Origin of the sequence: Lysobacter helvus (assembly GCF_018406645.1) — a bacterium.
GTDB lineage: Bacteria > Pseudomonadota > Gammaproteobacteria > Xanthomonadales > Xanthomonadaceae > Noviluteimonas > Noviluteimonas caseinilytica.
Map to the genome: position 1 here is coordinate 2,783,443 of NZ_AP024546.1, position 16,795 is coordinate 2,800,237.

The following is a 16,795-nucleotide window of genomic DNA, read 5'->3' on the forward strand; positions in this document are numbered from 1 at the left end:
TCGGTCCCCCGGTAGATTCTTGGCCCCTGAGTGACCGCTTTCGACCCAAAGCGGACATTGGCGCCCGGGTAGACTCCGCGTCCCGGTCAGTCAGAAGGTTGAAGGCGATGCGTCATGAACTTACGGCCCGGAAGCACATCGGAAAAACGCTGCTGTGCGGCTACGTAATTTGTGCGATTTACCCACTCATCGTGGTCGGATATTCCAGCTTGGCGTTGGTGCCTCTTGGTGTATGTGTCGCAACGCTTGTCCTGCTGAAAAAGCCAACAAGTCGAAAGGCGCTGGCTGTTTCCGCCATCATTTCATTGAGTTGCGGATACGCCGTCAGAAAGCGTTCGTACGAAGGAACGGGAATGACACCGGGGGCATTTCTAGGACTTCTTTTGATCGGCGCGGTAGCTCTTGGTGTGACCTTCTACGTGTTCGAACAGGAGAGAGAGTAAGCGCGGTGAGATTGGCACCTGCGCGAGCCGGTCTGCCTACCCGTTAAGGCGATGTCCGCTTCTCGCCGAAAGCGGACACTTGAACCCCGGCCGGCAGGCTCCGCCCCTAGGTGACCGCTTTCGACCCAAAGCGGACATTCGACTAGCTCGCCGGCAGGTGCGCTTGCTGGGCAGGATCAGGTTCTCTACGCTCATACGCATGGAAACGTTGCGCAAGCTTGCGATGTGGTCCGCACTGGTTGTCGGAGCAGGCATGGCCGCGCTCGGACTCTGGCAAGTGGGTCGCGTGACTTGGGCGTTGTCGAATCCGCCGCCGCTCGGGAGCGTGTTTGAGCCAGTAATTCCGTTGCTCATCGGCGTGATCGCTTCTCTTGCAGGCTTCGCCCTCGTTGCCGCGGGACGCGGCCTCAAACGCTAGCTGCGCAATGTCCGCTCCTGGCCGAAAGCGGACATTGGGAATTGGTACTCTGAGCCCTGGTTTCCGGCCTCCGGGGCATCATGTTCAATCCCTTCGAGTTTCACGAACGCAACCTTGGCCGAGCCGGGTGGCTGATGGCGCTGGAGATTGTCGGTGGCGTTGCCCTCGGCTTGATCCTAGTCGGGCTCGGCTACGCCAGCGACCTTGCAATCATTGCAGTCTGGCTGTGCAACCTTTTCACCGCGTGGTTCATTGGCAAAGCAGCCGCGGCCCAGGGCAAGCGCCAATGGCTGTATGCCTTGCCTGCCGTAGCACCGCCAATCGCGATTTGGCTGATCTTCAAGCTTCACAGTGAGGACAGCATGCGTCGAATGTCCATGATGGAAGCGGATTCTCGCGTTAGCGAGTGACCGCTTCTGGCGACAGCGGACATTCGAGGATGACCGGCCAATCAGCAGGGGGATCGCACATGAAGCTTGTCGTCGTCTTGCTTCTGGCCGTCGCTCTACCCGCGTGTTCCGACGCCTACAAAGACCTCGAGTCCGCTTTCGCAGTAGACAAGACCGCTTCAGCCCCACCGCTGGTGACAAGGTCCATCACGATCACCAGCCAGACGCGACGAGGCGCCTCGTCCTATCGAGACCTCGTCACCATTCGTCCCACCGCTGACGCCATCGACCTGGAATTCGACATGCCCTTCATGAGGCCGCTCCGTATTCCCAAGGGCGAGATCGCCGGATGCAGCATGACCTGCTTCGGCATGTCGGATCAGTACGTGGATCTGCTGATCCCGAGGACCGGCACCGATTTGATGATCCGTAGCAGCAAGACGCTGCTTGACTGGTGCTGGACCAATGAAAAGCCCATGATTTCCGGCAAGGCCCGGAGAGCCTGGCAATACAGTCGCGTGCCGCTCCCGCCCGCAAGTCGCTACAACGCCCAGTTCGCTTCCAGAGCGCTGTTTGACAAGCAGACCCATCTGAGTTGCATGGGCTATTAGTGCGGTCTCACAGGTCCGCTTTCGACCCATAGCGGACATCCGATCTCTGCCGCATTCGGCTTATGCTGCCGTAATGCGCCCACCCCGTTCCCCGGATCTAGTCGCCGACATCACCCTCGATCCGACGCTTGAACGTGGTCGGCGGAGTGGATGGCGGCCGAACAACGACTTCGGGTTGCTGCACGACTGTGACGCCCACATCGAGTTCGCCGATGGAAGCGTGCAGCCGGGTGGAACTGGCCGTGCAGAATTGTGGTTGCTGACACCGGAATTGCAGGCCGGGCGACTGCGCGAAGGTTTTACCTTCACCTTGCGCGAAGGGTCACGGCTTGTCGCGGATGGGGTTGTCGTCCAGGTACTTCGTTCCGATCTCCACGTTGGCGCGTAGACCGACCTCAACGTCCGCTTCTGGGCGATGGCAGGCATGCCGGCCGGTGGCGAAGGCTCGATCCCCCTGATCGTTGGTGCAACGCCACCCACGGCGTTGCACCAGGACGCCTCAGCGCTCGTAGGCGCCAATGTCGGGGGCACCGCCCACCACGCGCGGGAATCCCGCGCCGCGTTGGTCGAAGGCCCGTCCGAGCGTGTTGTTGCCCCCGTTGATCGCGGGGCTGGCCGCGCCGATCGCATGCGTGCGCGTCGGGCCGCCATTGTTCGCCAACGGCGCCAACAACGGATCGCCGCCGATCGTATCCGGCGGCACGGGCAGCACCGACGTGCCGATCAGGTTGTGCGACCCCGTGAGCGTCCAGCCGGGGAAGTCGAACCCGCCGACGTCGACGTCCGGCCCGCCGTCGCACGTGTTGCGCGAGACGATCGTGCTCTCCAGCCGCAGGTTGAGCGCACTCACCGCGCCCCAGCATTGCGAGCCGGTTTCGCGGTTGAACGCGATCGTGCTGTTGCGCACGTCCATGTCGCCCGAGACGGACGCGCCACTGTCGCTCGTCGCCGTGTTGCCGGAGATCGTGCTGTCGTGGATGGACCTGGTGCCGTCGCCATACGCGCACAACGCACCACAGTTCCATCCGGCGTCGTTGCCGGCCATCGTCGACTTGTTCACCACCACGTTGCCGTGTGCCGTCACGCCGCCGCCGTCGTGCGTGGAGGTATTGCGCAACACCATCGAATACGACAGCGAGACATCCTCGCCATCCAGGCCGCCACCGGCATCCGCGGACATGTTGTCGTACACCTGGCTGCGATCCAGTGTCACGCTTCCGAACGCGCCGATGCCGCCGCCTGCGCCTTCGCCCAGCAGGCGATTGGCGAACACGCTCGACTCCGACAGCAGGACGTTCCCGACGGCGAAGACGCCGCCGCCCATGCCGGACGGCTCCAGCCCGCCCTGGGGCACCGCATCGCAGTGATGCACGCGCGACTGGCGCAGTTCCACGTTGCCCTGCGACGACACGCATCCACCGAGCGCACCGCCCGAGGTGAAGCGGCCGTAGGAGAGGGATACGCGCGTCAGCCGCAGCGTCCCGCCGCCCGTGTGGTTGAGCACGCGCGCGGTCGAATTGCCGCGGATCGTGTTCTGGAGGCGGTCGCGGCCCAGGAGGGTGATCGACGACTGGGGCAGCACGATCTGGCCGGAGGTGACATTGATGGGATTGCAGCCGAGCGCGCGCAGGTCGATCGTGTCGCCGCTGATCGCGATGGTCGCCGCGTTGCGCAGGCTGCCTGCGCCGGTGTTGTTGCAGTTGGTGACGGGGATGTTGGCCGCGCGCGCCTGCGGCGCATGGACCAGCGCGCCACCGGCCAGCAGCGCACTGAAGAGGAAAGCAGTGGGATTTCGCATCTCGCATGCTCCAGCGTTGGGGGTAATCCTCGCCAACGCGCTCCCTCCGCCACGCAGGTCAGCGTTGACCAGGATTCTCCTGTCGTCCGAAAGTCACGCACGCCTGAATAGTTCATGTTGGTGCGGGGCAGCCGTGATGCATCGGGTCGCCATGTCTGCTTTCGACCCAAAGCGGACATTCGCCTGCAATTGCACGATCCGGTAAAACGGTCGGGTAGGCGTGCGCGCCGCAGAGAGTCGTTATGGAAACAGTCGAGGTACATCCGCTTTCGTTTTCGTCGGAGTCCTGGCCCTTCGCGGATCCGATCAATACGCTCGCCTATGCCTCCGGTCAGGTCCTCAACGGGAGCCCGATACTGCTCGTGTTCCATGATCACGACGGGGAATGGCAGTTCCTGACTGGCGAGGATCGCGAGGAGTGCAAGATCATTTGCCTCGGTTGCGCATTTGAGCGGGATGCTGCCCTTGCAGGTCTTGCTGCCATGCCAATCGGCTGGATGGCTTACAGGGCTTCAATAGACAAGAGTTGGCAGTGCGAGCCATACGAGGATAGCGACGGGGTTGAGGACTAACGGTTCGCGAGTATCGAATGTCCGCTTCTGGCCGAAAGCGGACATTCGGTCCTCCAATAGGTTCCTCGACCCTGAGTGACCGCTTTCGACCCACAGCGGACATCCGGACCTGACTTGACGCTGCGCCTCAAGCGCTTGAACATCCCGTGGGCACGCAGGGGGTGTAACGGATGCGCAAGGCTCTGACATTGACGATCGCGCTAATGTCGCTGGCCTTCGTCGCGCGCGCCTCAGTCGCGACCGACCCGATGCCAAACAAAGCCTGGCCAAGTACGGTTGACGAAGCTGTCGACCGACTACTGGGTGACATGCCTGCAGACGACGTGGATTGGATGCGGCGAAACCCCAAAGAAGATGTCGTCGGCCACCTCTACATGGGATACGGCACGGGCGTCCGCAACGAGTTCGGCTTATGGGGCGACAACGACGCCCTGCGCAAGTCTTGTGGCACCGATGATCCCGAAGGGTGTTCGGTCGTCATCATCGAGGCGATGTGGAACAAGGTCCAAGCACAGACCGATCCTGCTTTGCGCGCTGCGCTGCAGTGCCAATTCGCAACGGTGCATCGCGTCCGGATCGACACCAAGGGTTGGTACTTGCTCCGCCTCGGCGAAATGCTCGACGACATGCAATCGCAGATCGATCGCCAGATGCCCGCGGCGGCTGCGCCGGGATGTCCCACGCAGTTGCGCATCGTGCCTGCGGGCAACCCCAACCGCCAATGTTTCGTGCGCGCAGAGTTCGAGACCGAGCAGCCGCTCGACACTGCGTTGATGTGGCTAGGATTCCGCAACGCGCTTACACCACGCCACGCGCCGCCTGATCTTGAGTTTGAGTTCAGCGAGTCGTGCGCGTGGCCAGAGCGGCCGACGCACTTCGCCCCTAAGCGTTAGGCAGTCCACGCGCTGACGCTGTCACGACCAAATTGCTCAGTTGTTGAATGCCCGCTTTTGGCCGAAAGCGGACCATCCTTCTAGCGCATGGGTTAAGCCGTCATGGTCCTGTCCGATCTGCCGACAGAAATTCAGAACGCACTTGCTCCGCTGACGCCAGCGCTGGCTACGGCGCGCGTTTCGCCCGTCACGTGGGTGTACTCCGAGAAGGCCTTTGGCAGTTTCCTGATCACTTTTCGTAGCCCACGACACGAGTTCACGCTCACCCGTGACCGAGGTCAGTTCATCATCGGTGGCGCTGATCGAAAGTCCTTGGAGGAGGTAGATCTCTGGAGGGCATTTGCCACAGCCGAGGACCTGCTTCCGCATCTCTCTAGTTGGCTTGGTGAGTGTCCGCTTCTGGCCGATAGCGGACATTGGTCACCGGGTGACCGCTAACGACCCAAAACGGACAATCGGACGCCTGCGCGGGCCAGTTGTTTCGGCGATGATTGTGGCCATCTGCCCCCGGGGACAGGCAAATGCGTAGATCTCAAAGGCTGATCCTGCTGGCGTCCCTGGCGTTGGCAGGATGTTTGGGCGAAGGCGCAGACATGCGTGTGCACCAGGACTTCAGTGCCGATTCCGGGGCTGCTGTGCAGAAGTATCGTGAAGTGTGGAGCGCGTACCAGCCGGAGGACATTTCCGACGACCGAATGTTCATCGCGTCCGAAATGATGAGGCACGACCTGGATCGGCGTGAAGACTACTACCGCTTCATTGTTGCCCATGTTCGCAAAGAAGGCGGGGCCTATCGGACGTCCGCGCTTCGAGCGCTGGCGTATGCGACGGGTACCGAGTCACTTGAGATTTTGTTTGAAGCATACGAAAGCCGCGAGGACATGGCCGCGCGGGAGGCGCTCCAGAGCATCAAGCTTCGCTATGAGTACGCAAAGGCCGTAGGGGATTCGAACGAGATGGCGTTTGTGAAGAAGCGATCTTCCGAGGCGATCAAGAGGCTGCATGCGCCGCAATAACGTCGAAACGTGTTCGCGAAAGCGTTGGAATCTTCGGACGCAGCAGGTGCGCATGACACAACTCGTACGCCGCGTGATTTACCTGGTCGCTGGGTTGGTTCCGGCATGTTGCGGCGCCCTGGTGGCTTCGGCGATGCGCGGGCCACTGCTCCTCGGCGCGCTTGCGGGTGCTTGCGGATTGCTCCTTGCATCGATGGATGTGTTCCCGGTCCGCAGGGCCACCTACTGGTGCATCGCAATCCTGCTGAGTGCCGGGCTTGCCGCAATGCTCCCTTTCTCGGTGAGCGTTGGATACGGGGACCTCGCAGACTTGGCATCGGGCATGCGTGGCTCGCCCACGGCAGCGCTCGTCCGGTCGTGGCTCCTCCTGGGGCCGCCCCTGTGTGCGGCGCATTTCCTTTGGGCGGCGAAACCGAAGTCGCTGCGCGGCTCGACGTGATCCAAGCGGCCAAGATGGCGTGCGTGTCCTTGTGGAGGAGAGGCAAATGACGGATTGGTCCGTACCAAATTGGGGGGAGCCTTGGGAGCCCGACATCGAGGTGCCATTGCTCCAGGCGTTGGCCGCCAAAGTCGCGGCCGCATGGCCGCACATAGAAGGCCGGCCCGATTTCTCCACGGTTGGCGCAGCCGTCGTCGAGTTCTTCTCAGGCCCCGTCTGCATAGCGCGAGCGTGCGTCAGCGCCCTTGACCCATCCGCACCGCTGTTCAGTTGTTATCTCGGCGCCCTGGAGGACGAGTTCCACGGCCACAACATCGAGGCGATCGCATCGCTCGTCGGGCACTACACAGACGCACTCCCGGATACCGAAATCTAGCGGAATGTGCGCTCATGGCCGATAGCAGACACCCGTCGGTACCTGCCCACCACGCGACAACAGTGTCTGCTTTCGATCCAAAGCGGACATTCGGCCAGCGCGTGCCTTCCCACCTTGGGGCGGTTATAAGGCACCACTGGACCTTGGGTCAGTCGATTAGGCGGTACCCCCTTTGCGCAAGCTGATCACTCTTACCGTTGCGACGACTCTCATTGGATGCGCGACACAGACACCAGTGTCGACACACTCCTCGTCTGCTCGCGTAGATGACGAGGGCGTAGTGACTTACTACGACCGGAATCAGGATGGCGCTATTGATTTCGAGTTCCACGATTTCGTGTGCTGCGATCGAAATTGGGCGCGGGTTGATACTGACTTCAACGGCCAATACGACTTGCTTGCCCGATGGGGCTACAGCTTGACTCGGACACCGATAGATAGTCCCGTCCCAAGGTCCGTTCCGTTTACGACGATTACGAAGGGAGAACCGCCAATATCCGGCTGGTAGGCCTACGTGCAGACAAATGTCCGCTTCTGGCCGAAAGCGGACATGCCCGCCGAGTGACCGCTTTCGACCCAAAGCGGACATTCGGTGCGCCCCAAGCGCCACGCTCGCCAGCGCCGAATTACACTTCGATGCCAGGACCGCAGGGGCGAAAATGAAGGCGAGAGACGTTGTGCAGAATGCGCTAAGTCTGGCGCGCAGCCGCCTAGGCGAGTCGCCGCAGTACCCGATATACGAATCCTGCGTGGCTCAGTTGGAGTACCTGCTGTCCACCTTGGATGGAAGTATTCCGGTTGACCGCCCCAAGCTTCGTACTTTCACCATCGGGCACTATGCGGTGCGGGAGCTTGAAGAATCGGATGAAGAGTTGTCGCGTGTGCTCAAGGAGGCGTATCTCATCGCGTCCAAGTTGGCCGACGGCCTAAAGATTTCCTAGTTCGGCTCTATTGCGGCTTTGTGCATTTCCGCTGCTGGCCGACAGCGGACATTCGTTCTACGGAGGATTGAAGTGAACTCGCGATGCTACATCTGTAGCCGTCGACTCAACAACGCCGACGATCCGCTTTCCACTGATTGGGGATTGTTGGGGTTGCGTTGGACCCATGGAAGACGGTTGGCCACAGTCAGCCGCGAAGGTCGCCGAAGAAATCGCTGCGGGGCTCCGGGAGCCGGACGGGAGGGCGAAACCACCGCCCCAGTGATGTCCGCTTGGAATTCAACTGATGCTGCTCGACGATGAGTTGGAGCTGGCTGTCCACGGCACCTTTGGTTCCGTGCAGGAAATCAGCCGCGACGTTCTTGCTGCACTCGCCGAGCACTCTCAGACTGCAACCCCTTCGTCGACGTGACGGAACTGAAGACGTCGGCGCCAGCATGTCCGCTTCTGGCCGATAGCGGACATCGAGCCCAGTTATCGTGCGGGCAATCAGCGTGCAACGCGATGTTGGCGACCGCGCCCGCGTTGACTATGCTCGGGGTCGGGCACCAGGGGTGGGCAGACGATGATCAAGATTCCGCGCGGGCTCGCGTTCGCCGGCACGGCCATGCTCGTCGCGAGCGTCGTGCAGTGGTGCATCACGGCGGAGTCATCGCCGGCCCGCGGCTATCTCCTTTATCACGTCGCGCTGCCGAATGCCTGGGCGACGATCAACCTGCTGCCTTTCCTTGCCGCGGGCGCCATGGGTGGAAACATCCACGCACCGCCGACCTGGATGTATCTGTGTGCCTTCTTCATCCAGTGGGCCCTCGCCGGGGTGCTCGCCGCTCTCGTGTTCCAAAGGTTTCGCAGTGCCCGGGGGCGATGACGGCACCATGCCGACAAGCACGCAATACGAATGTCCGCTTATCGCCGAAAGCAGGCATTTGATCGGCCCCTTGGCTGAGTGACCGCTTTCGACCCAAAGCGGACGTTCGACGAGCCCTCACGCTGAGCGTCTGGCCGGCTTGTGAGTCGGACTCCGCCTGCATAAGCTCACGCCGTGAGCCAACTCGACAACATTCCGCCACACCTTCGGATGCGATCAATTTCCCCGAGGGAAATCGTGCTTCCGCTCGCCGACGCACTGGAAGCAATCGACTACTTGGAGTCCCGATCGGCCCTTATCCTGGGCTGGGAGGGCTGGGTAAAGGCGGCTGATGGTCGCGTTGGGCATGGCAGCGCTGGCTACCTGAGTACATTCACCGAGCATCTCTCGGTGGCTGAGGCTGCCACCGACGCGCGCAAGACGATCCAAGCTGGCGCATTGGACTGGCAAGAAAAACATGGTGGCGGCACCGATGCTTTGCACTTCTGCATCACGGTGAGGTTGCCTGGCTAGCAGGACTGCCAAAGGTCTTCTGGCCGAAAGCGGACATTTGGTCGGCCCATCGGCGGAGTGACCGCTTTCGACCCAAAGCGGACATCGGCTAAATTCCACGCTCGTCGCGTGGACATGGAATTATGATGCCTCGAAAGTTCTGGTCGGGTTTGCTCCTGGCGATCGGCATCTACCTTGCGCTGACGGGAGCTTTGTCCTTCAACGTCGCCATTTTCGGTGTGCATCCCATTCGCTTGTGGACATCCGCTGATCGCTATTACCAGATCGTCCCGCAAGAGAGCTCGCACGCGCTTGCAATCGGGGCAGGGTGCATCGTCGTAGCATTGCTCCTCGGCGCTGCCTCGATTCGGGTTTGGCGAACGAAACGCTAATGGCCGATAGCGACACCAGACTGGAAGGCGCACATGCAGATCACTGACAGTCAATTGGATGTGGCCTCTCTGGCTGCCCTGGGAGCCGAAGCGCTTGCGCTTCTGGGCAGCGGCAACGTTGACGCCTTGGCACAGCGCTTTGGCTACGCGCTGGCGTATGGCGCCGACCCGGCGATTGCCATTCAAGCGGACCTGACGTCCTCGCTTGCCTCCGTGGGAGCAACGTCACTAGGGCAGGGAGGCGCTGCACACATCCCCACGGTCCGCTACTGCAACCCAAACGAGGCCGGACTGCTTGCCGTCGTCCAGGCGATGGCGCCGACCAATAACGGCAAGGCCATCCTCGTGGAGCTGGTAGTAACGGCTCGGGGAAATGACACGCACATCACCTTGGAGCAGATCAGCGACGCTGCGTGATACGAATTTCCGATTCTGGCCGAAAGCAGATATTTGATCGGCCCCTTGGCAGAGTGACCGCTTTCGACCCAAAGCAGACATTCGGGCCGCTCGTTCGGAGCCGCTCAGTTCGGTAATGTGTCGGCTAGGCGTAGTTAGGCGATAGGCAACATGCAAGACAACTCACACTCGTCGTTGGCATTTCACGGGGCTGTGAACTCTTCTGCTCCAGGTGTGCGCTGGAGTGGCCGCCGGGCTATTTGCTTTCTATATCGCGCCCGAGATCGACATTGAACTCGACGGTCGCTCACTTGCGATTGGCTTTTCCACCTTGCTGACGCCTCTGATCTTTGTCTTCAGCCTGTGCTGCGTCATCGCATTCGCCATCGTTGGGTGGCGGCTATGGCTTCTCCACATAAACCCTGGGCGGCGTCAGCGGACTGACGCCGAGCTTTAGCGTTTGTCTGCTTCTGGTCGAAAGCCGACATGCGGGCCGCGGTGACCGCTTACGACCTAACGCGGACGCTCCGCCGGACCGCTTGTTCCGTGCTATCAGCCAGCTTGTTAGCCTGCCGCAGGTTGCATACGATTCGCCGCACACATGACTTCATCGGCTGGCACAAGCTCGATCCTCTCCACTGACAGCCTCGAAGCTGTCCGGCGGCACTTGGATTCGGTCGGCTTCATCTCGGTACTCCATTGGCATTTGGGTGGTGCCAGCCACCCCACGCCTCTCGCGTTCAGCGATTTCGACACGTTTCATGGGTATCTGTGCGAACGCGCAAGGCCAGGAGATGCGATCGATGTCTGGCCATTTCCGACCGACTACGATCATCGACTCGCTCAGGGGAAGGTGCCCGATGCCGACGGGAATATCCATGCCGGCGGTGCCTACTAGACTTCGCGAGCCGGCCTGATTGAAGTTTGGGGAATGTCCGCTTCTGGCCGAAAGCGGACGCCGGAGACAACCGGACAATTCAGACAAGGACGCTGATGAAATGGCAACTCGCGACTATCAGGAAACCGACCGCGACGTGCTGGCAGAACTTCCGCTTGAACGACTCAACGCGGAAATCTCACGCTGCCTCCTCGGCTACCAGACAGGCGGATCGTCGCAGGGCCGCAAGGCGTTCTTTAAGCGCCTTGTGATGCTGGAAGACATCCGCGAGCAGGCCCACGGGGTTCCTGCCAAGCAACGGACTTTCAGTAGTCGGTAAGCCCGGCGGAAATGTCCGCTTCTGGCCGATAGCGGACATTGGTCACCGGGTGACCGCTAACGACCCAAAACGGACAATCGGACGCCTGCGCGCGGGCCAGTTGTTTCGGCGATGATTGTGGCCATCTGCCCCCGGGGACAGGCAAATGCATAGATCTCAAAGGCTGATCCTGCTGGCGTCCCTGGCGTTGGCAGGATGTTTGGGCGGAGGCGCAGACATGCGTGTGTACCAAGACTTCAGTGCCGATCCCGGGGCTGCTGTGCAGAAGTATCGTGAGGTGTGGAGCGCGTACCAGCCGGAGGACATTTCCGACGACCGAATGTTCATCGCGTCCGAAATGATGAGGCACGACCTGGATCGGCGTGAAGACTACTACCGCTTCATTGTTGCCCATGTTCGCAAAGAAGGCGGGGCCTATCGGACGTCCGCCCTTCGAGCGCTGGCGTATGCGACGGGTACCGAGTCACTTGAGATTTTGTTTGAAGCATACGAAAGCCGCGAGGACATGGCCGCGCGGGAGGCGCTCCAGAGCATCAAGCTTCGCTATGAGTACGCAAAGGCCGTAGGGGATTCGAACGAGATGGCGTTTGTGAAGAAGCGATCTTCGGAGGCGCTCAAGAGGCTTCAGGCGCCGCAATAACGGTCGAAACGTGTTCGCAAACGAGCGGAATTAGGCGACCGAGAGAATGTCCGCTTCTGGCCGAAAGCGGACATCGGGCCTGAGTGACCGCTTTCGACCCAAAGCGGACATTGCGCGGGCACAATTGGCGTTAGCGAAGCTGGGGGTGCTGTGACTGACGTTTCGGACGGCTCAGGGATTACCTTTGAGGCGGCGCGGCGCCTTGCGCTTGCAAGCTGCGACTCATTATGCGGCGAGTACCTGGAGGCAGAGCACTGCTGGATATTCTTTGCTGCTCGTCCCGGCGATTTCGCCACAGCCGTGTCTCGGACAGGTCAAGTGAGCATGGTGTATGACCTGCGGGATGACCCCATAAAAATGCAGGAATACTTGGCTCTCTATTCCGCGTACTGCTCCGGAAATAAGCAGGAGACGGAGGTATTTTTGCAAAACTTCATGCGGAAACACTATTCCTCGTGGCGCCCGTGAGTGACCGTTTCGACCCAAAGCGGACATTGGAGCGACATAATCGGATCAGCGCCCAAACACGATTACTCGAACCGGCTCCCCGATGAATATCAAAACACTGCTGCCATCCGGATGCGCTCCCAGCGAGGCGTTCCGCATGCTTTTCGACCAAGGGCATGTTCGATCCGCAGCGGAGCTGGTGCACCTGCTTTACACCGAATTCGACGATCTTTCTGAATCGGTCATGCCGGCCGTGATGAGCTGGAACCGGGGAACGAAACCAGAGAATGCGGCAGTGGGTTTGAGTGACGAGCGACTCGACGAAATCATCGGCGAATTTCTCGCGTTAGCGATGACGACCAGCCGCCGCGCCTAGCCGCCGATGTCCGCTTCTGGCCGATAGTGGAAATCGCTGATTCGCTACAGTTGCCAACCATGAGCCTCGATACCTCCCTCCCGTACTATCCAGAGCTGACCGACTGGCCGCATGAGCCGGTCCGGCCGATACAGATTGCAGACTGCGGCTGGTATCGAGACGGTGGACCGCAAGGCGGTACGTACTACGCGGATTTGGTAGATAGCGAAGGCAACCGCTTTCCATTCTTCTTTGATCGTTTTTTGGGACGCCTTTGCTTTGGCTCCGCGACCGAACCCGACAGAGATGCTGCCTTTTTGCGCCCGGGCAGCCGCGTAGAGCAGGAATCCATCGCGCTCATCGAAACCCTGGCACAGAACTCTCCGCAGTTCCCTGACTTGCTCGGCAAGATTCGCCACGCCAAGGTGTGGGCGGCGTCCGCATAACGACTAGTCCAATGTCCACTTCTAGCCGATAGCTCAAGCAGGGCGTCCGCTTTCGACCTAAGCGGACACTAGTCCGTGCACGCCGTTGAACCCATGAACATAGGTTGAGTGTACTTCCGGTAGTTGACGTTCATGGGTTGAGTCGAAAGCGGCAGCCCCGAATCGTTCGCTTCGTACACGAGAACGCCGCACGTGCGACTGCTCTCCACCAACTTAATCAGGTAGTAATGGCTGGACTCAAAGGTATTCGTAAAAATGACATCGCAGGTGGTCGTTTCCGTGAGCCCCTGCGAGTGAATGCCGCGAATGTGGCTCGCTAGAGGGACATTTGATTCGATTGAATACGGCCCCACTAGCGAGTAAGGCGCCCGCTGCGTGATTTGAGTCTCGAGCGATACAAGATTAGTGCACTTCGCGCTGTCCCTCGAAATGTACATCCAGGACTTAAGACTCGGACCGTCCTGGAGGAATACCGATGCTTTCGGTAGTCCCTCTTTGACCGTGTAGTCAGGCACACCACAGCCGGTCAGCACTATCGCGAGCGCGACCGTCGAAGTAATTCGAATCATAATTCCCCATGTGATCACATCCCGTAGGGAAGGTTAGCACGCAGCATCGCAACGCTAGTCCGGGCGGACATTGGCCGAGTGACCGCTTTCGACCCAAAGCGGACATTCGCCTGCAATCGCACGATCCGGTAAAACGGGCGGGTAGGCGTGCGCGCCGCAGAGACTCGTTATGGAAACAGTCGAGGTACATCCGCATTCGTTTTCGTCGGAGTCCTGGCCCTTCGCGGATCCGATCAATACGCTCGCCTATGCATCCAGTCAGGTCCTCAACGGCCGCCCGATACTGCTCGTGTTCCATGATCACGACGGGGAATGGCAGTTCCTGACTGGCGAGGATCGCGAGGAGTGCAAGATCATTTGCCTCGGTTGCGCATTTGAGCGGGATGCTGCCCTTGCAGGTCTTGCTGCCATGCCAATCGGCTGGATGGCTTACAGGGCTTCAATGGACAAGAGTTGGCAGTGCGAGCCATACGAGGATAGCGACGGGGTTGAGGACTAACGGTTCGCGAATATCGAATGTCCGCTTCTGGCCGGAAGCGGACATCAAGCCTGGGCGTCCGCTATCGACCCAAAGCGGACATTCGCGGTCTCTCGTTTATCGTATGGGGCAGACGCTTTCGAGATTCGCCCAATGCCAGAGGCAGAACAGGATTTGGAAAAGCGGCTGCTTGCTGCGGCCCTCTACGAGTTGCGCGTCCAGCTTTCTGGACATCTCGGGGAAGACGACACGCCAGCTGGCGCCGCCGCTCGATTTGCATACACATTTCACAACCAGGCCTTGGCGGTTCTTTCCGGCGAGAGGATTGATGTGCATGCGGCTCTCGATGCGCTCGACCAATGGGAGCCCATCTTCGGCGAGAAGTATTTGAGCCACTTTCGTCGCACGGTGCTTTCCGGCGACGGCAGCTAGCCATGTCCGCTTTTGGCCGAAAGCGGACACCGGAAGTCATCTGGCCAAGCACGAGGAAAGGATGGATGCGCGCTGAAATCGAAGACTGGAAGAACGGTTGGTTCGGTATCGGCCTCGGCCTGTCCGTCCATGACATCGAACGACTCATTGCACTGCTCACCGAACTCCGCGACGACCCGGATCAACATTTCCACCTCTCGAGCGACTACGCGGGTGCTGGCGGCGTCGGAGACATCGAGATCTACGTGCAGTCATCCGACGAGCCAAGCAACATGCATCTCTTCGGCATGGCGCTGGCGCCCGGCGAATTCGTCCAGGAGTGAATCCTTCCATGACACGTTGGCTTTCGATCGTGTGCTTTGCCCTGTCCGCGGTCGGCTTTGCGCTGACGACCTATGTCTTCAGTGACTGGAACCAGGCGCCCGCCGATCTACCCCTCCCGGGGCCTGGTTACTCGGTGGCGGAACCGTTCCACCTCGCGACGGGCGGCAAGTTCGAATTGCGGGCCAGCGTCCCGGTGATGGTTGCGGACCGCGAGGTGGGCACGCCGCCATCGCCGCCCCCGATCCCTACGAACTTGCGGCTTGTCATCGAGCAAGGCGAGATCACCAAGGTCGACATGCCCATCGTGGAGATGGGACACATGGGTCGGTACGTCTTCGGCAAGGTGGACTCGTATGTGGCGCGACCGGTCGTGACATTGCCGCGAGGGGACTACGTCATCCGGCTGACGGGGCTCGGGAATGCCGTCGCGCCACGGGGCGGCGCCATGCTGTCCCTGGAACGGGCAGGGGATCCGACGACGGCGGTCCTGCTGTCCGGTTTGACGCGGATGGCGAGTGCTTGCGCGTTTGTGCTCGGGCTTGGGTTGCTGCCGTGGCGTGCGTGGCGCGGGAAGGAAGGAGCACCTGCGCGTGTTTGAAGTGCTGCCAGGCCTTCCCCCTTACGGAGACCTGCCCACGCTGATCAGCGACACGGGCTCGACCGTTTACCGGGAGGGCTACGTGATCCGCTTCCTGGCGGGCACGCGCGAAGCGTGGGTCGGCAACTTCCAGCGCGGCTTGTGTTCCTTCGACCAGGTGGTCGCGTTTCCCGACGGGCAGCATGTGCTCGTCATCGCGGGTGGCTCGGCCTACCTCGTGCACCCTGCGACGAAATCCATCATCGCGTCGCTGGGAGGGCAGGTCGAATCCTGCACGCCCACGCCGGACGCCCGTGGCTTCGTGCTTTCGGACTTGACGGACATCGAGCTGGTGAACGGTTCGGGCCTGGTCTGGCGGAGCCGTCGGCTTGCGTGGGATGGCGTCCGCGTCCTGCAAGTCACGGGCGACGACGTCCTCGGCGAGGCCAGGCACTACGACGACACCTGGCATCCATTCCGGGTCAGCCTCGCGAATGGCGAGGCAACGGGTGGTGCGTATGAAGAAGTGGCCAACGCTCCCTCGGGCATCTACCTGCGAGCTTCCTTGATGTTCAAGGCGGCCATCACCGGATGGATGATGGCCGCGATTTCCACCGCACTGCTTTTTGCGGGATACCCGCAAGCCAAGCCATTTGCCGTGCTGGGTGTCCTCCTGGGCTGTGGCGCAATCGCGGCTGGAGCGATCGCAAGCCTTGGAGGCGGGTTGATCAACGATCTGAAGGGAAGGCAATGAAGTCGGCGGTCATGCTGGTTGCGTTGTTGCCTCTATTCGGATGCGCGAGGCACGAGGCGGATTCGAACGCAATCGCAGCGTTTGCCTTGCACCCGGCCGGGAGCATCGAGGGGCTCGCCGACGTTCCCGAGCAAGGCTTGTATGCGATCTCCCTTCGCTATGAGTTCGCCACGCCGGAAGCGCGCCAGGCGGCCTGGGAAGTCGCAAGCAGTCTCCGCGGCGGCGCGTCCTTCGATGTCGCGGTCACGTTGAAGACGCCGGTGGGCGGCACGGCCGTGGACGCCACGTTCAAATGCCCGCGGCTGACGTCGTGGAGCGAGCACGAACTTGAGGCGGAGTTGACGCGACTGGAATTGACCCCTGGTCGATACGAGGTCGTCGCGAGGATCCGGAACGGTCCTTCGCCCATGGGCGTTCCGATCAAGATCGCGATCGCTCCCGCGTACGTGGGCAAATAACTGCTCGAGGTAATGTCCGCGCCTGGCCGACAGCGGACATATCGAGTGACCGCT

Annotated in this window: 24 protein-coding genes; 23 read left to right on the forward strand and 1 reads right to left on the reverse strand. The window is 60.9% G+C overall.

Going from position 1 to position 16,795, the window contains the following annotated elements:
- Positions 1–107 precede the first annotated feature (107 nt).
- The 4 genes from LYSHEL_RS13555 (at position 108) to LYSHEL_RS13570 (ending at position 1,861) form a co-directional block, all read left to right on the forward strand.
- Entirely contained in the window at positions 108–443 is a 336-nt protein-coding gene (locus LYSHEL_RS13555) for a hypothetical protein (RefSeq protein ID WP_213434569.1), read from the forward strand.
- 199 nt (positions 444–642) lie between these two features.
- Positions 643–861, forward strand: a complete 219-nt coding sequence (locus tag LYSHEL_RS13560) for a hypothetical protein (protein WP_213434570.1) — start codon at positions 643–645, stop codon at positions 859–861.
- Between the two features lie 80 nt (positions 862–941).
- Entirely contained in the window at positions 942–1,271 is a 330-nt protein-coding gene (locus LYSHEL_RS13565; protein ID WP_213434571.1) for a hypothetical protein, read from the forward strand.
- A 59-nt stretch (positions 1,272–1,330) separates the two neighbouring features.
- The gene (locus LYSHEL_RS13570; protein ID WP_213434573.1) at positions 1,331–1,861 is read left to right on the forward strand and encodes a hypothetical protein; all 531 of its coding nucleotides are present in this window, start codon (positions 1,331–1,333) and stop codon (positions 1,859–1,861) included.
- Positions 1,862–2,360: 499 nt separating this feature from the next.
- Here LYSHEL_RS13570 and LYSHEL_RS13575 read toward each other — a convergent pair whose 3' ends face one another.
- Positions 2,361–3,659 (reverse strand): choice-of-anchor Q domain-containing protein, encoded by a 1,299-nt coding sequence (locus tag LYSHEL_RS13575; protein WP_213434575.1) that lies wholly within the window; start codon positions 3,657–3,659, stop codon positions 2,361–2,363.
- 242 nt (positions 3,660–3,901) lie between these two features.
- Between LYSHEL_RS13575 and LYSHEL_RS13580 the strand changes: the two genes are divergently transcribed.
- The 19 genes from LYSHEL_RS13580 to LYSHEL_RS13665 all read left to right on the forward strand — a co-directional run bounded on the left by LYSHEL_RS13580 (position 3,902) and on the right by LYSHEL_RS13665 (position 16,741).
- Entirely contained in the window at positions 3,902–4,231 is a 330-nt protein-coding gene (locus LYSHEL_RS13580; RefSeq protein WP_213434576.1) for a hypothetical protein, read from the forward strand.
- A 170-nt stretch (positions 4,232–4,401) separates the two neighbouring features.
- Complete coding sequence (locus LYSHEL_RS13585; RefSeq protein WP_213434577.1) at positions 4,402–5,124, forward strand: DUF6794 domain-containing protein; 723 nt, start codon at positions 4,402–4,404, stop codon at positions 5,122–5,124.
- Positions 5,125–5,717: 593 nt separating this feature from the next.
- On the forward strand, positions 5,718–6,140 hold the full coding sequence (locus LYSHEL_RS13590; RefSeq protein ID WP_213434579.1) for a hypothetical protein: 423 nt from the start codon (positions 5,718–5,720) through the stop codon (positions 6,138–6,140).
- 485 nt (positions 6,141–6,625) lie between these two features.
- Complete coding sequence (locus LYSHEL_RS13595; protein ID WP_213434580.1) at positions 6,626–6,955, forward strand: hypothetical protein; 330 nt, start codon at positions 6,626–6,628, stop codon at positions 6,953–6,955.
- A gap of 659 nt (positions 6,956–7,614) precedes the next feature.
- Complete coding sequence (locus LYSHEL_RS13600) at positions 7,615–7,896, forward strand: immunity protein Tsi6 family protein (protein ID WP_213434581.1); 282 nt, start codon at positions 7,615–7,617, stop codon at positions 7,894–7,896.
- A gap of 286 nt (positions 7,897–8,182) precedes the next feature.
- A complete protein-coding gene (locus LYSHEL_RS16075) occupies positions 8,183–8,308 on the forward strand; it encodes a hypothetical protein (protein ID WP_279640223.1) in 126 nt (41 codons plus the stop codon).
- A 153-nt stretch (positions 8,309–8,461) separates the two neighbouring features.
- Entirely contained in the window at positions 8,462–8,764 is a 303-nt protein-coding gene (locus LYSHEL_RS13605) for a hypothetical protein (RefSeq protein WP_213434582.1), read from the forward strand.
- A gap of 174 nt (positions 8,765–8,938) precedes the next feature.
- The gene (locus LYSHEL_RS13610; protein ID WP_213434583.1) at positions 8,939–9,277 is read left to right on the forward strand and encodes a hypothetical protein; all 339 of its coding nucleotides are present in this window, start codon (positions 8,939–8,941) and stop codon (positions 9,275–9,277) included.
- Between the two features lie 404 nt (positions 9,278–9,681).
- Entirely contained in the window at positions 9,682–10,065 is a 384-nt protein-coding gene (locus tag LYSHEL_RS13615) for a hypothetical protein (protein ID WP_213434584.1), read from the forward strand.
- Between the two features lie 977 nt (positions 10,066–11,042).
- Positions 11,043–11,261 carry a hypothetical protein gene (locus LYSHEL_RS13620; protein WP_213434586.1) on the forward strand — a complete coding sequence of 73 codons (219 nt, stop codon included), beginning with the start codon at positions 11,043–11,045 and terminating at the stop codon, positions 11,259–11,261.
- 217 nt (positions 11,262–11,478) lie between these two features.
- Complete coding sequence (locus LYSHEL_RS13625) at positions 11,479–11,901, forward strand: hypothetical protein (protein WP_213434587.1); 423 nt, start codon at positions 11,479–11,481, stop codon at positions 11,899–11,901.
- A gap of 550 nt (positions 11,902–12,451) precedes the next feature.
- Positions 12,452–12,724 (forward strand): hypothetical protein, encoded by a 273-nt coding sequence (locus LYSHEL_RS13630; RefSeq protein ID WP_213434588.1) that lies wholly within the window; start codon positions 12,452–12,454, stop codon positions 12,722–12,724.
- 59 nt (positions 12,725–12,783) lie between these two features.
- Positions 12,784–13,149, forward strand: a complete 366-nt coding sequence (locus LYSHEL_RS13635) for a hypothetical protein (RefSeq protein ID WP_213434589.1) — start codon at positions 12,784–12,786, stop codon at positions 13,147–13,149.
- A gap of 738 nt (positions 13,150–13,887) precedes the next feature.
- Complete coding sequence (locus LYSHEL_RS13640) at positions 13,888–14,217, forward strand: hypothetical protein (RefSeq protein WP_213434590.1); 330 nt, start codon at positions 13,888–13,890, stop codon at positions 14,215–14,217.
- Between the two features lie 132 nt (positions 14,218–14,349).
- Positions 14,350–14,628, forward strand: coding sequence for a hypothetical protein (locus LYSHEL_RS13645; RefSeq protein WP_213434591.1), 279 nt, complete (start codon positions 14,350–14,352; stop codon positions 14,626–14,628).
- Between the two features lie 65 nt (positions 14,629–14,693).
- Positions 14,694–14,951, forward strand: a complete 258-nt coding sequence (locus LYSHEL_RS13650; RefSeq protein WP_213434593.1) for a hypothetical protein — start codon at positions 14,694–14,696, stop codon at positions 14,949–14,951.
- 8 nt (positions 14,952–14,959) lie between these two features.
- On the forward strand, positions 14,960–15,550 hold the full coding sequence (locus LYSHEL_RS13655; protein WP_213434594.1) for a hypothetical protein: 591 nt from the start codon (positions 14,960–14,962) through the stop codon (positions 15,548–15,550).
- Positions 15,543–16,283: a hypothetical protein gene (locus tag LYSHEL_RS13660; RefSeq protein ID WP_213434596.1), complete on the forward strand. Its 741-nt coding sequence runs from the start codon at positions 15,543–15,545 to the stop codon at positions 16,281–16,283. The genes LYSHEL_RS13655 and LYSHEL_RS13660 overlap by 8 nt, the downstream gene beginning before the upstream one ends.
- On the forward strand, positions 16,280–16,741 hold the full coding sequence (locus tag LYSHEL_RS13665; protein ID WP_213434597.1) for a hypothetical protein: 462 nt from the start codon (positions 16,280–16,282) through the stop codon (positions 16,739–16,741). Before LYSHEL_RS13660 ends, LYSHEL_RS13665 begins: the two co-directional genes overlap by 4 nt.
- The last annotated feature ends 54 nt before the right edge of the window (positions 16,742–16,795 follow it).